This is a genomic window from Variovorax sp. 01N425 (assembly GCF_056399465.1).
The window spans coordinates 37,423-53,062 of sequence record NZ_JBFTRJ010000016.1; the positions used below are offsets into that span (position 1 = coordinate 37,423).

Consider the following 15,640-nt stretch of genomic DNA (forward strand, 5'->3'; position numbering starts at 1 on the left):
CCGCTTCAGCTCAGCAGGCCGTAGGGGCCGCCGCGTTCGAGCGCGCGCTGGTAGGCCGGGCGCGCATGGATGCGCTCCAGGTACGCCATGAGCCTGGGCCGCTTCGCATCGAGGCCGCCGCGCGCCTGCGCGGCTTCGACCGGAAAACTCATCTGGATGTCGGCACCGGTGAATTCGCTGCCGGCGAACCATTCGCTCTTGCCGAGTTCGCCTTCCATGAAATTCAGGTGGCTCTCGATGTTGGGCGTGACGATGGCCGCCTTCGCCTTGCCCGAGATCATTTTTGCAATCGGCTTCACGAAGAACGGCATCTTGCTGTTCTCGATCCTGTCGAACACCAGCTTGAGCAGCAGCGGCGACATCGCCGAGCCTTCCGCGAAGTGCAGCCAGTAGCGATAGCGCACCGCCTCGGGCGTGCCCGCCGCGGGCGCGAGCCGGCCGCTGCCATGGCGCTCGATCAGCGTTTCGATGACCGCGCCCGACTCCGCCAGCGCCAGCCCGTCTTCCGTCGTCACCACCGGCGACTTGCCCAACGGATGCACGGCCCGCAGCGAAGCGGGCGCCAACATGGTCTGCGGATCGCGCTGGTAATGGACGATCTCGTAAGGCAGGCCGAGTTCTTCGAGCAGCCAGAGCACGCGCTGCGAGCGCGAGTTGTTCAGGTGATGAACGGTGAGCATGAGGCGGCTTTACGAACTGAAGAGGAAGTTCATCACGTCGCCATCCTTGACGACGTATTCCTTGCCTTCCGAACGCATCTTGCCCGCGTCCTTTGCACCCTGTTCGCCCTTGTAGGCGATGTAGTCCTCGAACGAAATGGTCTGGGCGCGGATGTAGCCCTTCTCGAAGTCGCCGTGGATCACGCCGGCGGCCTGGGGGCCGGTGTCGCCGATGTGGATGGTCCAGGCGCGCACTTCCTTCACGCCGGCGGTGAAGTAGGTTTGCAGGCCCAAGAGCTTGTAGGCCGCGCGGATCAGGCGATTGAGGCCCGGCTCGTCCTGGCCGATTTCGGCGAGGAACATCTTCTTGTCCTCGTCGTCCATCTCGGCCAGTTCGGCTTCGATCTTGGCGCAGATGGCGACCACGGGCGCGCCCTGCTTGGCGGCGTATTCGCGCAGGCGGTCGAGGTAGGGGTTGTTCTCGAAGCCGTCTTCGGCCACGTTGCCGACGAACATCGCGGGCTTGGCGGTGATCAGCGTGAACGACTTCACCAGCGGCTGTTCTTCCTTCGTGAACTCGAGCGCGCGCACCGGCGTGTTCTCGTTCAGCGCGGCCTGGCAGCGCTCGAGCAGGCCGACGAGCTTCTGCGCGTCCTTGTCGCCCGAACGCGCCACCTTGGTGTGGCGGTGCAGCGCCTTCTCGACCGTGGCCAGGTCGGCCAGGCAGAGTTCGGTCTGGATCACCTCGATGTCGGAGATCGGGTCGACCTTGCCGGCCACGTGGATCACGTTCTCGTCGTCGAAGCAGCGCACCACGTTCACGGTGGCGTCGGTTTCGCGGATGTGCGCAAGAAACTTGTTGCCCAGGCCCTCGCCCGTGCTGGCGCCGGCCACCAGGCCGGCAATGTCGACGAACTCGACGATGGCGGGCACCACGCGCTCGGGCTTGACGATCTCGCTGAGCTGGTCGAGCCGCGGATCGGGCACTTCCACCACGCCCACGTTGGGCTCGATGGTGCAGAACGGATAGTTTTCCGCTGCGATGCCGGCCTTGGTCAACGCATTGAAAAGGGTGGATTTACCGACGTTGGGCAGGCCGACGATGCCGCATTGCAAACTCATGGGGGGTCCTCTTGGGTAACCGGGGATTTTAGGCTGTCCAGGTTTTCCCTCGGCCGCGCGCATTTCGGGCCGCTTCACCCGCCCCGGAAACCCCCTGGCCAAGAATCAGGGTTAAACCGGATTAGCAAACGTTTGCGCAAACGTTTTCGTTGGTTAACATCGATGCCCCGGCCACAGACCGGCGCACCGCTCAACCACCTCAGGAGACATCACCCATGAAGTTCACCCGCCGCACGCTGCAAAGCGCAGCCGCCCTGGCGCTGCTGGGCGCTTTCGCCGCCTCGCCCGCCCTGGCCCAGGACAAGCCCAAGGTCGCGCTGGTCATGAAGTCGCTGGCCAACGAATTCTTCCGCACCATGGAAGACGGCGCCAAGGCGCACCAGAAGGCGCATGCCTCGGAGTACACCCTGGTGGCCAACGGCATCAAGGACGAGACCGACACGGCCGCCCAGATCAAGATGGTCGAGCAGATGATGGCGCAGAAGATCAATGCGCTGGTCATTGCGCCGGCCGATTCGAAGGCGCTGGTGCCGGTGGTCAAGGCGGCCATCGACAAGGGCATTCTCGTGGTCAACATCGACAACCAGTTCGACGCCGCCGCGCTGAAGGAAAAGGGCATCCAGGTGCCCTTCGTCGGCCCCGACAACCGCGCCGGCGCCAAGCTGGTGGGCGACGAGCTCGCCAAGAGCCTGAAGGCCGGCGACAAGGTCGGCATCATCGAAGGCGTGTCGACCACCTTCAATGCGCAGCAGCGCACCCTCGGCTACCGGGACGCCATGAAGGCCGCCGGCGCCACGGTGGTGGGCGTGCAGTCGGGCCAGTGGGAAATCGACAAGGGCAACACGGTGGCCGCCGGCATGATGCGCGAGCACCCCGACCTGAAGGCGCTGCTCGCGGGCAACGACAGCATGGCGCTGGGCGCCGTGGCGGCCGTCAAGGCCGCGGGCAAGACCGGCAAGGTGCTGGTGGTGGGCTACGACAACATCGGCGCCATCAAGCCGATGCTGAAGGACGGCCGCGTGCTTGCCACCGCCGACCAGTTCGCGGCCAAGCAGGCGGTGTTCGGCATCGAGACCGCGCTCAAGGCGCTGGCCGAGAAGAAGCCGCAGTCGAGCATGCCGGCCGAAGTGAAGACCGACGTGGTGCTGGTCACCAAGACCTCGGCCAAGTAAATGTTGCTCGCCCCCAGTCTTCGCGCACTTCGTGTCGCTTCGCCAACCCCCTACCGGGGGCAACACCTGAGGCCCGGCGAAGCCGGTTCCTCGGTGTTTCTGGAATGAGGTGGTCATCGTGACTGACGCCCATCGCAGTACGCCGGTGCTCTCGCTGAGCGCGCTCGGCAAGGACTATGCGGCGCCGGTGCTCGACGACGTGTCGCTGGTGCTGAACGCCGGCGAAGTGCTCGCGCTCACGGGCGAGAACGGCGCGGGCAAGAGCACGCTGTCGAAGATCGTCTGCGGCCTGGTGCAGCCCACGCGCGGGCAGATGCTGCTCGGCGGCGCGGCGTTCCAGCCTGCTTCCCGCCGCGACGCCGAGCGGCTGGGCGTGCGCATGGTCATGCAGGAACTGGGGCTGGTCACCACGCTGTCGGTGGCCGAGAACCTGCTGCTCGACCGGCTGCCCAACCAGACCGGCTGGATCCGCCGCGGCAAGCTGCACGATCTGGCCGCGCGCCAGCTCGCGAAGATCGGCATGGAGCACATCGACCCGGCCACGCCGGTGGCGCGGCTGGGCATCGGCCAGCAGCAGATGGTGGAGATTGCGCGCAACCTGCAGGACGACACGCGCGTGCTGGTGCTCGACGAGCCCACCGCCATGCTCACGCCGCGCGAGACCTCGCACCTGTTCGAGCAGATCGAGCTGCTGAAGGCGCGCGGCGTGGCCATCATTTATGTGTCGCACCGGCTCGAGGAGCTGCAGCGCATTGCCGACCGCGTGGCGGTGCTGCGCGACGGCCGGCTGGTGGACGTGCGCGCCATGGCCGGCGTGCGCGAAGCCGAGCTGGTGCAGCGCATGGTGGGCCGCGCGGTGCACGAGCATGAGGGCCGCGACCGCCGCATCGCCGGGCCGGTGCTGCTGAGCGCGCGCGGCATCGGCCGGGCCGAGGCCGTGAAGGACGTCGACATCGACCTGCATGCGGGCGAAGTCATGGGCCTGGCGGGCCTGGTCGGCTCCGGCCGGACCGAACTCGTGCGCCTGCTGTTCGGCGCCGACCGCGCCGACCGCGGCGAAATTCTTCTCTACGACGGCATTGCCGCCACGCAGCCGGTGCTGCGCGTGCGCAAGGGCTGGCGCTCGCCGATGCAGGCCATCCGCGCCGGCATCGGCCTGGTGACCGAAGACCGCAAGTCGCAGGGGCTGCTGCTCACGCAGCCGATCCGCGTCAACGCCACGCTGAGCGACCTGGGCGCCATCTCGCACGCCGGCTGGCTGCAGCGCGCCAAGGAGCGCGGCATCGCCCGGCGGCTGGTGGAGCTGCTGCGCATCCGCTCGCGCAGCATCGAGCAGCCGGTGGCCACCCTGAGCGGCGGCAACCAGCAGAAGGTGGTGTTCGCGCGCTGGCTGCACCGCGAATGCAAGGTGCTGCTGCTCGACGAGCCCACGCGCGGCGTGGACGTGGGCGCGCGCGCCGACCTGTACGCCGAGCTCGACCGCATGACCGACGCCGGCAAGGCGCTCCTGATGGTGTCGAGCGACCTGCGCGAACTCATGGCCATGTGCGACCGCATCGGCGTGATGAGCGCCGGCCGGCTGGTCGCGGTGTTCGAGCGCGGCCAGTGGAGCGAGCAATCGCTGCTGGCCGCCGCCTTCAGCGATGCGGCAGGCCGCGCCGCCAGCGCGGCAACCCCCACGGCGGGCTCCGCCATTTCCGATCCGAATCCGGGCCAACCGGCCACCGCCGACACACCATGACCGCAGCCGCCGCCACCTCCGCCCCGCCCTCCGCCCTGAAGGGCCAGCTGGGCACCTACGTGGGCCTGACCGTCGTGCTCGTGGGCATGGTCGCGCTCTTCGGCACGCTGAGCGAATATTTCCTCACGCGTGAAACCTTCATCTCCATTGCCAACGAGATTCCCGCGCTCGCGGTGATGGCCGTGGGCATGACCTTCGTGCTGATCATCGCGGGCATCGACCTGTCGGTGGGCTCGGTGCTTGCGCTGAGCGCGGCGGTCACGGCCGCCGCCATCCTCCAGTGGAAGCTCTCGGTGCCGGTGGCCGCCGCGCTGGGCCTGGCCACCGGACTGGTGTGCGGCAGCGTGACGGGCGCGGTGTCGGTCGCATGGCGGCTGCCGAGCTTCATCGTCTCGCTGGGCATGCTGGAGGCGGTGCGCGGCGGCGCCTACCTGGTGACCGATTCGCGCACGCAGTACGTGGGCGACGCGATCTCGGGCCTGGCCGCGCCGTGGATCGGCGGCATTTCCGCGGCCTTCGTGCTCGCGGTGGTGCTGGTGGCCGCCGGCCAGCTGGTGCTCACGCGCACGGTGTTCGGCCGGCACGTGGTGGGCATCGGCACCAACGAAGAAGCGATGCGGCTCGCGGGCATCGATCCGCGGCCGATCCGCATCATCGTGTTTGCCGCCACGGGCCTGCTGGCCGGGCTCGCGGGACTCATGCAGTCGGCGCGGCTCGAAGCGGCCGACCCCAATGCCGGCGTCGGCATCGAGCTGCAGGTGATTGCGGCCGTGGTGATCGGCGGCACCAGCCTCATGGGCGGGCGCGGCTCGGTGGTCAACACCTTCTTCGGCGTGCTGATCATCGCGGTGCTCGAGGCCGGGCTCGCGCAGGTGGGCGCCAGCGAGCCGAGCAAACGCATCATCACCGGCGCGGTCATCGTGGTTGCGGTGATCATCGACACCTTGCGCCAGCGCCGGGCCGATCGCCGCCTGGCCTGACGCTGCATAAAAAGGGGGAAGCAACCATGGCCACCATCAAGGACGTCGCGCTGCGCGCGGGCGTTTCGGTCACCACCGTCTCGCACGTGGTCAACGACACGCGCCATGTGAGCGCCAAGGGCCGCGAGCGCGTGGAAGAGGCCATCCGCGAGCTGGGCTACGTGCCCAACGCGATGGCGCGCAGCCTCAAGAGCAACACCACCTCGACGCTCGGCATGCTGATTCCGAACAGCTCGAACCCCTACTTTGCCGAGATCGTGCGCATCGTCGAGGACCGCTGCTTCGGCGCCGGCTACACGCTGGTGCTGTGCAACACGGACGACGAGCCGCGCCGCCAGAGCGTCTACCTGCAGGTGCTGGCCGAGCGCCGCATCGACGGGCTGATCGTGGTGTCGACCGGCGCCGGCGACGACGATTCGCTCGTCACGCAGCTGCACGGCCTGCGCATTCCCACGGTGCTGGTCGACCGCGAGATTGCCGACCCGGCCTGCGACCTGGTCGAAACCGCCCACATGCAGGGCGGGCTGCTCGCGGTGCGCCACCTGCTGTCGCTCGGCCACAAGCGCATTGCCTGCATCGGCGGGCCGGTGGGGGTGATGCCGAGCGAGCAGCGCATCGAGGGCTGGCGCATGGCGCTGGCCGAGGCCGGCACCGCGCCGAATGCCGATGCCCTGCTGTGGCGCGGCGGCTTCACGAGCCAGGGCGGCTACGAGGCGATGCACGCGATCCTGCGGACCGAAGAGGCGCCCTCGGCCGTCTTCGTCTGCAACGACCTGATGGCCATCGGCGCCCTGCGCGCCGCGCATGAAAGCGGTGTGCGCGTGCCCGACGAGCTCTCGATCGTGGGCTTCGACGACATCGAACTCTCGGCCTACACCAGCCCGCCGCTCACCACCGTGGCGCAGCCCAAGGAGCGCATCGGCGCGCTCGCGGTCGACATGCTGCTGGAGCGCGTGGGCGGCAAGCGGCGCGATGCGCGCAAGGTGGTGCTGCAGCCCGAGCTGCGCGTGCGCGCCTCGACCGCGCGGCACGCGAGCTTCCGCGAGGCCGCCGCACCGTCTTCCTCTTCCACGCCAAGCCGAAAGTCCCGCACCCCGTGAGTTCGAAGCCTTCTTCCTCTTCTTCCAGCGCCGCCCCGCCGCCGCGCATCGTGGTGCTCGGCAGCCTGAACATGGACATCGTGCTGCGCGTGCCGCATGCGCCGGCCGCGGGCGAAACCCTGCTGGGCCATTCGATCGCCCACATTCCGGGCGGCAAGGGCGCCAACCAGGCCGTGAGCTGCGCGCGCGAAGGCGGCCGCGTCGGCATGATCGGCTGCGTCGGCAACGACGCGCACGGCCAGGCGCTGCGCGATGCGCTCGGGCGCGACGGTATCGACACCGCCGCGCTGCGCACCAGCCCCGGCGAGCCCACGGGCACCGCGCTGATCCTGGTGGAAGACGGCGGCCAGAACCGCATCGTGATGATTCCCGGTGCCAACGCGCAGGCCGAGATCGACACGCCGGCGCTGCGCCAGCAGCTGCAGGGCGCGGCCTTCCTGGTGACGCAGTTCGAGATACCGCTGGACCAGGTCGCGCGCGCCATCTCGGTGGCGCACGAGGCCGGCTGCAAGGTGCTGCTCAACCCCTCGCCGGTGCAGCCGATCGCCGAGCCGCTGTGGCCGCGCATCGACACGCTGGTCGTCAACGAGATCGAGGCCGAGGCGCTGTGCGGCCAGGCCGCCGACAGCCCGCGGGAAGCCGCGCTGGCCGGCCAGGCCCTGCGCGCCAAGGGCATTGCGCGCGTGGTCGTCACGCTCGGCGCGCGCGGCGCCGTGGCCATCGATGCCGATGGCGCGCGCCACCATCCCGCGCCCCAGGTCCAGGCGGTCGACACCACGGCCGCAGGCGACACCTTCCTGGGCGCGCTCGCCGTGGCGCTGGGCGAGGGCCAGTCCTTCGACGAAGCCGTGCGCCTGGGCATCCGCGCCGCCGCGCTGTGCATCCAGCAGCCCGGCGCCCAGCCTTCCATTCCGCAGCGCGACGCCGTGCTGCAAAGCCCCCTGCCACCCGACTGGATCGCACTGTGAAACGTACCGCCCTGCTGCATGCCGAACTCTCGCAAGTGATTGCCGCGCTGGGCCATGGCGACATGCTGGTCATCGGCGATGCGGGCCTGCCGATCCCGGACGGCCCCCGGCGCATCGACCTGGCGCTCACGCCGGGGATTCCGCGGGTCGCGGACGTGCTCAAGGTCGTGCTTTCGGAGATGCAGGTGGAGCGCACGCTGATCGCGCGCGAAGCCATCGGGCAGCTGCCGGTGGGACAGCTGCCGGCATGGTGCGAAGGCCAGCTGGCCGCCCTGCCGGAGACGGTGTCGCACGAGGAACTCAAGCGCCTGAGCGCGCGCGCCAAGGCGGTGATCCGCACGGGCGAATGCACGCCCTACGCCAACATCGTCCTGTACGCCGGCGTGACCTTCTAGATAGAGCCTGCTATTCGAAGCGGTAGTTCGCGCCCACCGCCTGCCCCACCTTGAGCATGTGCTCCACGCCCTGCAGCACGATGCAGTTCATGCCGAAGGTGATGCGCCCGTCGACGCGCGGGTCGGCGCGGTAGGTGCGCAGCATGTCGCCGACCTCGGGGCTGCTCGTGGCGGTGGCCGGGTCGATGTCCGGGATCGGGCAGCGGGTGCAGGGCTTGACCGGCTTGAGCTCGGCCTCGCCTTCGCCGGTGGCGACGTGCAGCGCGTCGACCCGGTCCTCGTCGTGCGACTCGATGCCGGCCAGCACGATGTTCGGCCGGAAGCGCTCGATGCCGACCGCATCGTGGCCCGCGGCGGCCAGCCGCTCGTTGAGTTCGGCCAGCGAGCCCTCGCTGGCCACCAGCAGCGCAAAGCCGTCGGCGAACTGGTTCGTCGCCTCGACGCCATCGGTCCACTGCAGGCTCGACAGGCGCTTGTGCTCGGGGTCGAAGCGCACCAGCCGCAGCGCCTGCGGCTTGCCCGGCTCGGAGAGGAAGTCGCTGAACCACTGGGCGGCGATGTCGCCCATGTCGTAGGCGGCGACCTCGTCCTTCCAGACGCGCACGCGCACCGGCTTCTCGACCCGGTCGAAGGCCAGGTGCAGGGCCAGCATGCCCGGCGCGCGCAGCACCACTTCCATGTGCTTCATCTGCGGGCGGATCAGCGCCATGCGCGGCAATTGCCGCTGGGTCACGAACTCGCCCTGCGCGTCAACCACCATCCAGGCGCGGTCGAATTCCAGGCCGGTCTCGGTCAGCAGCGCCTCGGGAAGCTCGACCCCCGCGCACGATTTGACGGGGTAGACGAACAGGCGCGCAATGGTGGCTTCAATGTCGAAGGCGGGCTGTGGCACGTGGGGTTCCTTGGATTCCTTGGAATTGGGCAGCGATTGTCCCGCATCGGCCGCCGGGAGCGCAGCCCGGGAACGGGCTTGTTCTTACAATGGCCGGATGGCCCTCCCTCCTGAAGTTTGCATTCGCGGCGCCGGCATCGTGGGCCGCACGCTGGCCCTGCTGCTCGCACGCGAGCGAGTGCGCGTCGCGCTGGTGGTTCCGCCCGCCGCGGCCGGCAAGCAGGACATCCGGGCCTATGCGCTCAACACCGCCTCCCGCACCCTGCTCGAATCGCTGCGCGCCTGGCCTGACGCCGCGCATGCCACGCCGGTGCGCGAGATGCTCGTGCACGGCGACGAGGGCGGACGCGTGCAGTTCAGCGCCGTGCGGCAGAAGGTCGATGCGCTGGCCTGGATCGTCGACGTGCCGGCGCTCGAGCAGCAGCTGGCCGATGCGGTGCGCTTCCAGCCCCAGGTCGAAGTCGTTTCCGAGCCGGTGTCCGCGCCGCTCACCGTGGTGTGCGAAGGCAAGGCCAGCGCCACGCGCGACGCCCTCGGCGTGAGCTACGCGGTCACGCGCTATCCGCAGCATGCGATTGCGGCGCGGCTCGAAGCCGCGCAGCCGCACGACGGCGTGGCGCGCCAGTGGTTCAACGACACGGGCGAGGTGCTGGCGCTGCTGCCGATGGGCGGCGTGCAGGGCCGTTCGCTGGCGCTGGTGTGGTCGGTCGACCAGCTTCGCGCGCCCGCGCTGCTGGCGCAAGGCGACGAGGAATTCAACGCCGCGGTGAGCGAAGCCAGCCATGGCGCGCTCGGCCCGCTTCGGCTCACCAGCGAACGTGCCGCCTGGCCGCTCGCGCGCGCCATCGCCGACCGCTGGACCGGCACCCTGCCGCAGGCGAAGGGCGCGGCCGCGCAGTCGTGGGCACTGGCCGGCGACGCGGCCCACACGGTGCATCCGCTCGCGGGCCAGGGCCTCAACCTCGGCCTCGCCGATGCGGCCATGCTGGCCGACGTGATCCGGCAGCGCGAGTACTGGCGCAGCGTGGGCGACCCGCGCCTGCTGCGCCGCTACGAACGCGCGCGCCGCGCCGACGTGCTGCAGATGAGCCTGGCCACCGACGGCCTGCAGCAGCTGTTCTCGCACAGCGTGGGCCCCCTGCCCGCGCTGCGCAACTGGGGCATGCGCGGCTTCGACCGCACGCGCCTCCTCAAGCACTGGATCGCCAACCAGGCGATGGGCTTGAAGGCATGAATCCATCGACCGGACTTCCCATGAAACTCGCACGCAACCTTCTTCTCGCCGCCTGCACGTTGGCCGCGGCCGCCACGGCCCTGGCCGGTGAGGCCGAGATCCGCAAGAACCTTCCGGCGCGCATTCCGCAGTTCCCGGCCATCGACGAAGTCACCAAGTCGCCGCTGCCGGGCCTCTACGAAGTGCGCGTGAACGGCTTCCAGATCTACTACACCGACGAGCAGGGCAACTACCTGCTGCAGGGCAACCTGATCGACGTGAATGCGCGCAAGAACCTGACCGAGGAGCGCATCGAGAAGCTCAGCCAGGTCTCGTTCGACAAGCTGCCCATGAAAGACGCCATCAAGATCGTGCGCGGCAGCGGCAAGCGCAAGCTCGCGGTGTTCGAAGACCCGAACTGCGGCTACTGCAAGCGCTTCGAGAAAGACATGAAGACGGTCGACAACGTCACCGTCTACCTGTTCCTCTACCCGGTGCTCGGTCCCGATTCGGCCGTCAAGTCGCGCGACATCTGGTGCAGCAAGGACAAGGGCAAGGCCTGGGGCGACTGGATGGAAACCAGCGTCAAGCCCGCCACCGCGGCAACCGGCTGCGACGTCACGGCCCTGCAGCGCAACGTGGAATTCGGCCGCAAGTACAACATCACCGGCACGCCCACGCTGATCTTCAGCGACGGCACCCGCACGCCGGGCGCCATTCCCGCGGACCAGGTCGAGAAGCAACTCGCCGCCTCCATCAACTGATGGCCGCGCCGACCGTTTCCCGGCGCGCGCGAGCGGCTGCGCCGGCCGCCGCGGTGCACTACCGCATCGAGTGCGCCGACCTGCATGCGCACCTCTTCGCCGTCACCCTGACCATCGAGGCCCCCGCCGCGCAGCAGCGCGTGGCGCTGCCGGTGTGGATTCCGGGCAGCTACCTGGTGCGCGAGTTCGCCAAGAACCTGCAGGGCCTGCGTGCCACGCAAGGACGCCGCAAGCCCGCGCTGACGCAGCTCGACAAGTGCAGCTGGCAGGTCGACTGCGTGCCGGGCCAGCCGCTGGTGCTGCACTACCAGGTCTGCGCCTACGACAACTCGGTGCGCACCGCCTGGCTCGACGCCGGCCGCGGCTTCTTCAACGGCACCAGCCTGTGCCTGCGCGTGGAGGGCCAGACCGATGCGCCGCATGCGCTGGACATCAGCGCTCCCGCCCTGCCGCCCGGCGACGATGCGCGCTGGTCCTGCGCCACCGCGCTCGTGCCCTCGAAGGTCGACAAGCACGGCTTCGGCCGCTACCTGGCCGCTGGCTACGACGAGCTGGCCGACAGCCCGGTCGAGATGGGCCCCTTCTGGAGCGCCGAGTTCGAGGCCTGCGGCGTGCCGCACCGCTTCGTCATCGCGGGTGCCGCCGCCTCGTTCGACGGCGAGCGCCTGATCGCCGACACCCAGGCCATCTGCGAAGCCGAGATCCGCTTCTGGCATGGAGACAAGGCCGGCAAGCGAGGCGGCCCCAAGCTGCCGATCGACCGCTACGTGTTCATGCTCAACGCGGTGGACGACGGCTACGGCGGGCTGGAGCACCGGCACTCCACCGCGCTGATCTGCAACCGGCGCGACCTGCCCCAGCGCGGCGCGAAGAAGCAGCCCGAGGGCTACACCACGCTGATGGGCCTCATCAGCCACGAGTACTTCCACACCTGGAACGTCAAGCGCATGCGCCCGGCCGAGTTCGCGCACTACGACTACAGCCGCGAGAACTACACGCAGATGCTGTGGTTCTTCGAGGGCTTCACCAGCTACTACGACGACCTGCTGCTGCGCCGCGCCGGCCGCATCGACGACGCGGGCTACCTGCGCCTGCTCAACAAGACCGTGAACCAGGTGCTGCAGACGCCGGGCCGGCTCGTGCAGTCGGTGGCCGAGGCGAGCTTCGATGCCTGGGTCAAGTACTACCGGCAGGACGAGCAAACGCCCAACGGCACCGTCAGCTACTACACCAAGGGCGCGCTGGTGGCGCTGTGCTTCGACCTCAGCTTGCGCCGCGAAGGCAAGGGCACGCTCGACGACGTGATGCGCCACCTGTGGACCCAAGGCGGCGGCGGCCCGATCAGCGAAGCCGACGTGGCCGCCGCGCTCCAGGCCGTGGGCGGCCGCTCCTATGCGGCGGAAATCGCGCAGTGGATCCACTCGACCGACGAGCTGCCGCTGGCAGATTTGCTGCGCGCGCACGGCGTGGCTGCGCTCGAGGATCCGTCGCAGCAGGCGCAGGCGCTGGGCCTGCGCGTGGCCGAGGCCAACGGCAGCGTCCAGGTCAAGGTGGTGCTGCGCGGCGGCGCCGCCGAAAAGGCCGGCTTCTCGGCCAACGACGAATGGATCGGCATCGAGCTGCCGGCCGTCGGCCGCAAGGGCCAGCAGCGCCCCGCGCAGGCCTGGCGCATCGCCAAGCTCGACGACCTGGCGCTGTACCTTGGCGACGCCACCCGCTGCACCGCGCTGGTGGCGCGCGACCGCAAGCTGCTGAGGCTGCCGCTGGTGCTGCCGGAGGGCGCCACCACCTGGCGCCTGTTCTCGCACGACGCCGCAAAGATCGCGGCCTGGCTCGCGCCGGGCGCGCGGCGCTGATCCGCGCCTATGGCCTGTATACAGTGAATCGCGTTTTCACCTTCCCTTGGAGACACCCATGAGCTACGAAAACATCGAAGTGCGGACCGAAGCAGGCAAGGTCGGCATCATCACCCTCAACCGGCCCAAGGCGCTCAATGCGCTCAACGACGCGCTCATGACCGAGCTGGGCACCGCGCTCAAGGCCTTCGATGCCGACGACGCCATCGGCTGCATCATCGTGACGGGCAGCGAACGCGCCTTTGCGGCCGGCGCCGACATTGCCGCGATGGCCAAGTACAGCTTCATCGACACCTACAAGGGCGACTACATCACGCGCAATTGGGAGACCATCCGCTCGATCCGCAAGCCCGTGATCGCGGCCGTGAGCGGCTTTGCACTGGGCGGCGGCTGCGAGCTGGCGATGATGTGCGACTTCATCATTGCGGCCGACAACGCCAAGTTCGGCCAGCCCGAAATCAAGATCGGCGTGATCCCCGGCGCCGGCGGCACGCAGCGCCTGCCGCGCGCGGTGGGCAAGAGCAAGGCGATGGACATGGCGCTCACCGCCCGCATGATGGACGCCGCCGAAGCCGAGCGCGCGGGCCTCGTGAGCCGCGTGGTGCCTTATGCGCAGCTGGCCGACGAAGCGCTCGGCGCTGCGCTGATCATCGCGGGCTACTCGCAGATCGCGGTGATGGCGGCCAAGGAGTCGGTCAACCGCGCGTTCGAGAGCGGCCTCTCCGACGGCGTGATGTTCGAGCGCCGGCTGTTCCATGCGCTGTTTGCCACGGCCGACCAGAAGGAAGGCATGGACGCCTTCCTTGCCAAGCGCCAGCCGGACTTCAAGAACGCCTGAGCGATCAGCGCGCGAGCAGCGCCTTCAACTCGGCCAGCGCCTGCGCCGGCGGCGTGCCGACCGAGGCGCCGGCTGCCGTGCCCTGCGGCGTCCAGCGCACCTTGTCGCCCGCGATCTCTAGCACTGCGAGCAGGGTGGTGCCGCGGTAGAGCTCCAGCCGCGTCTCGACGGGCGCGGCCGGTTCAGCGCCCGGCGCGGTGGCCGAACGAGCCAGCGTGTTGACCAGTGCGGCCAGCCCCTCGGTGTCGCCGCGGGCATGGCGCACGCTCTGCCCGGCGCGTGTTGCGTTCAGCGACGTCCATTGGTCGAGCGCCGAGAACGCACCTTCAGCCGGACTTGCCGCGGCCTTGCCTGCCATCACGGCCGCGCGCGGCGCGGGGGCCGAGCGCAGCATGCCGGAGGCGGCGTCGGCGCTGGGGCTGCGCTGCGGTGCCGACAGGGCTGGAGAAGAACCAGAAGTGCCGCCGCTGGCGGCCTCGCGGGTGGCGGGCGGCGCTGCGGGGGCCATGGGCGCAGGAGGCAGCGGCGGCGCGATCGCTGCTGCTGGTGATGATGCTGGTGCCGGTGGAACTGCTGCAGGTGGCGCAGGTGCGGGAAGCGACGCTGGCAGGGGCGGCGGCTCTGGCGCGACCTGGCTGGCCTGGGGCTCGGGCGCTGGTGCGGCAGCCTGCTTGCCGGAGGGCGGCGGCGCCGATCGGCGCACTGCGATCTCCCTGCTTCGCATGGACTCTTCGCTCACCGTGTCTCGCGCCGCTTCGGCCTGCAGCTGCGGCTGGGCTTGCGCTGGTGCCGGTGGCGGGGCCGATGCGGTAGCTGGCGCGGGCGCGGGTGCCGCGGCCGGTGCCGGAACCGCAGCCGCAGACGGCGCCGCCTCCTGAGCAGTCGCAGGCGCGGAGGCAACTCCCGCCTCTCCATCCAGCCGCGCATCGGGCACCGGTTCGCGATGCCAGAGCACGGTCACGAAGGTGGCCAGCAGCACGGTCGCAAAGGCCGCGTTCCACGGCATGCGGGCATGCGATCCCCCGCCGCCGCCGAACAGCCGGCGCCACCACGGCACGGCACTCTTGTCTTCGGCCGCCGGCGCCGCCGCGGGAACCGGTGCGAGGTTGTGCGCCATCTTCCGGATCGCGTCGCGGGTGCGCGGATCGGGCAGTGCGTCGCAGTCGGGCGCGTGGTCGAGCGCACGGCGCAGTGCGGGATCTCGCAGCGCCGCGTCCTCGCCGCCATCGTCGAAGCCGGGGGTGCCGTTGCCGCCGCCGGTGTTCATGCGCGCTGCTCCAGCACCGACAGGTAGCGCTCCATGCAGCCGCGCAGTTTCTGCAGCCCATAGCGCAGGCGGCTGCGCACGGTCTCGAAGCCGATCTGCAGGCTGGCCGCGAGCGCTTCGACCGTCAGCCCGTCTTCGTGGTGCAGCAGGAACGCGGCGCGCTGCTCGGCAGGCAGTTCGTCGAGGCAGGCCAGCAGGCGCCGGCCGGCGGCGCGCCAGAACGCGAGTTCTTCGGCCGATGGATGCGCCGCGGCATCCATCGCGCCGCGCACGCCGCGGTCGAGCGTGGGAAAGGCGTCCTCGCCATCGTCCGGATGCGCGGCGTCGAGCGCCACCTCGCGCCCGCTCACGCGCAGCCGGTCCATCGCCAGGTTGTGCGCGATCGTGAAGGCCCAGGTGCGCCAGGCGGCGCCCTGCGGCGAAAAACTGTCGCGCGCCGAGATGATGCGCACCCAGGTGTCCTGGAACACCTCGTCCGCCTGCGCGGCCAGCCGGGCGCCCAGCAGCCGCTTGACGAAGCGGAACAGCCCGCCCTCGTGGCGCGCGTAGAGCACGTCGAACGCCGCGCCGTCGCCGCGCGCGTAGGCCAGCATCAACTGGTCGTCGGGCATGGCGTCGCGCTCGGTGGCGGCTTTGGCGGAAGGGGCGCGGGGCAGCGCAGACATCGGCGGAT

General features: G+C 69.8%; 15 protein-coding genes. 10 read left to right on the forward strand and 5 right to left on the reverse strand.

Annotated elements, in window-relative coordinates; translation table 11 throughout:
* Positions 1–5: 5 nt before the first annotated feature.
* On the reverse strand, positions 6–680 hold the full coding sequence (locus AC1DSC_RS25525; protein WP_307595671.1) for a glutathione S-transferase: 675 nt from the start codon (positions 678–680) through the stop codon (positions 6–8).
* 9 nt (positions 681–689) lie between these two features.
* Positions 690–1,781 carry a redox-regulated ATPase YchF gene (ychF, locus tag AC1DSC_RS25530; RefSeq protein WP_319439544.1) on the reverse strand — a complete coding sequence of 364 codons (1,092 nt, stop codon included), beginning with the start codon at positions 1,779–1,781 and terminating at the stop codon, positions 690–692.
* Between the two features lie 215 nt (positions 1,782–1,996).
* Here ychF and AC1DSC_RS25535 point away from each other — a divergent pair, with 215 nt between their 5' ends.
* The 6 genes from AC1DSC_RS25535 to rbsD all read left to right on the forward strand — a co-directional run bounded on the left by AC1DSC_RS25535 (position 1,997) and on the right by rbsD (position 8,137).
* Entirely contained in the window at positions 1,997–2,953 is a 957-nt protein-coding gene (locus tag AC1DSC_RS25535) for a sugar ABC transporter substrate-binding protein (RefSeq protein ID WP_436288029.1), read from the forward strand.
* A gap of 118 nt (positions 2,954–3,071) precedes the next feature.
* A complete protein-coding gene (locus AC1DSC_RS25540; protein ID WP_369663615.1) occupies positions 3,072–4,694 on the forward strand; it encodes a sugar ABC transporter ATP-binding protein in 1,623 nt (540 codons plus the stop codon).
* On the forward strand, positions 4,691–5,674 hold the full coding sequence (locus AC1DSC_RS25545) for an ABC transporter permease (RefSeq protein ID WP_062367233.1): 984 nt from the start codon (positions 4,691–4,693) through the stop codon (positions 5,672–5,674). Before AC1DSC_RS25540 ends, AC1DSC_RS25545 begins: the two co-directional genes overlap by 4 nt.
* 26 nt (positions 5,675–5,700) lie before the next feature.
* Positions 5,701–6,774, forward strand: a complete 1,074-nt coding sequence (locus tag AC1DSC_RS25550; RefSeq protein ID WP_015867401.1) for a LacI family DNA-binding transcriptional regulator — start codon at positions 5,701–5,703, stop codon at positions 6,772–6,774.
* Positions 6,771–7,742, forward strand: coding sequence for a ribokinase (rbsK, locus tag AC1DSC_RS25555; RefSeq protein WP_436288030.1), 972 nt, complete (start codon positions 6,771–6,773; stop codon positions 7,740–7,742). The genes AC1DSC_RS25550 and rbsK overlap by 4 nt, the downstream gene beginning before the upstream one ends.
* Positions 7,739–8,137: a D-ribose pyranase gene (gene rbsD / locus AC1DSC_RS25560; protein WP_278879341.1), complete on the forward strand. Its 399-nt coding sequence runs from the start codon at positions 7,739–7,741 to the stop codon at positions 8,135–8,137. The genes rbsK and rbsD overlap by 4 nt, the downstream gene beginning before the upstream one ends.
* Before the next feature lie 10 nt (positions 8,138–8,147).
* On the opposite strand, the gene AC1DSC_RS25565 is transcribed toward rbsD, so the two are convergent.
* Positions 8,148–9,029, reverse strand: coding sequence for an MOSC domain-containing protein (locus AC1DSC_RS25565; protein WP_027729469.1), 882 nt, complete (start codon positions 9,027–9,029; stop codon positions 8,148–8,150).
* Positions 9,030–9,126: 97 nt separating this feature from the next.
* On the opposite strand from AC1DSC_RS25565, the gene AC1DSC_RS25570 reads away from it, so the two are divergent.
* Genes AC1DSC_RS25570 through AC1DSC_RS25585 form a run of 4 tightly spaced genes read left to right on the forward strand, consistent with a single transcriptional unit; the run spans position 9,127 to position 13,700 of the window.
* The gene (locus AC1DSC_RS25570) at positions 9,127–10,263 is read left to right on the forward strand and encodes an FAD-dependent monooxygenase (protein WP_018906231.1); all 1,137 of its coding nucleotides are present in this window, start codon (positions 9,127–9,129) and stop codon (positions 10,261–10,263) included.
* Between the two features lie 20 nt (positions 10,264–10,283).
* Complete coding sequence (locus AC1DSC_RS25575) at positions 10,284–11,006, forward strand: DsbC family protein (RefSeq protein ID WP_018906230.1); 723 nt, start codon at positions 10,284–10,286, stop codon at positions 11,004–11,006.
* On the forward strand, positions 11,006–12,862 hold the full coding sequence (locus AC1DSC_RS25580) for a M61 family metallopeptidase (protein WP_436288032.1): 1,857 nt from the start codon (positions 11,006–11,008) through the stop codon (positions 12,860–12,862). Before AC1DSC_RS25575 ends, AC1DSC_RS25580 begins: the two co-directional genes overlap by 1 nt.
* Positions 12,863–12,920: 58 nt before the next feature.
* Positions 12,921–13,700, forward strand: a complete 780-nt coding sequence (locus AC1DSC_RS25585; protein WP_018906228.1) for an enoyl-CoA hydratase — start codon at positions 12,921–12,923, stop codon at positions 13,698–13,700.
* Positions 13,701–13,704: 4 nt separating this feature from the next.
* Here the strand turns inward: AC1DSC_RS25585 and AC1DSC_RS25590 are convergent, their stop codons facing one another.
* Positions 13,705–14,967 (reverse strand): hypothetical protein, encoded by a 1,263-nt coding sequence (locus AC1DSC_RS25590; RefSeq protein WP_436288033.1) that lies wholly within the window; start codon positions 14,965–14,967, stop codon positions 13,705–13,707.
* A complete protein-coding gene (locus AC1DSC_RS25595) occupies positions 14,964–15,632 on the reverse strand; it encodes a sigma-70 family RNA polymerase sigma factor (protein WP_018906226.1) in 669 nt (222 codons plus the stop codon). Before AC1DSC_RS25595 ends, AC1DSC_RS25590 begins: the two co-directional genes overlap by 4 nt.
* Positions 15,633–15,640 lie beyond the last annotated feature (8 nt).

Coding starts and splice junctions, on each gene's coding strand:
- AC1DSC_RS25525 (WP_307595671.1), bottom strand. CDS start 680: ATGCTCACCGTTCATCACCTGAACAACTCGCGCTCGCAGCGCGTGCTC.
- ychF (WP_319439544.1), bottom strand. CDS start 1,781: ATGAGTTTGCAATGCGGCATCGTCGGCCTGCCCAACGTCGGTAAATCC.
- AC1DSC_RS25535 (WP_436288029.1), top strand. CDS start 1,997: ATGAAGTTCACCCGCCGCACGCTGCAAAGCGCAGCCGCCCTGGCGCTG.
- AC1DSC_RS25545 (WP_062367233.1), top strand. CDS start 4,691: ATGACCGCAGCCGCCGCCACCTCCGCCCCGCCCTCCGCCCTGAAGGGC.
- AC1DSC_RS25550 (WP_015867401.1), top strand. CDS start 5,701: ATGGCCACCATCAAGGACGTCGCGCTGCGCGCGGGCGTTTCGGTCACC.
- AC1DSC_RS25570 (WP_018906231.1), top strand. CDS start 9,127: ATGGCCCTCCCTCCTGAAGTTTGCATTCGCGGCGCCGGCATCGTGGGC.
- AC1DSC_RS25575 (WP_018906230.1), top strand. CDS start 10,284: ATGAAACTCGCACGCAACCTTCTTCTCGCCGCCTGCACGTTGGCCGCG.
- AC1DSC_RS25580 (WP_436288032.1), top strand. CDS start 11,006: ATGGCCGCGCCGACCGTTTCCCGGCGCGCGCGAGCGGCTGCGCCGGCC.
- AC1DSC_RS25585 (WP_018906228.1), top strand. CDS start 12,921: ATGAGCTACGAAAACATCGAAGTGCGGACCGAAGCAGGCAAGGTCGGC.
- AC1DSC_RS25590 (WP_436288033.1), bottom strand. CDS start 14,967: ATGAACACCGGCGGCGGCAACGGCACCCCCGGCTTCGACGATGGCGGC.
- AC1DSC_RS25595 (WP_018906226.1), bottom strand. CDS start 15,632: ATGTCTGCGCTGCCCCGCGCCCCTTCCGCCAAAGCCGCCACCGAGCGC.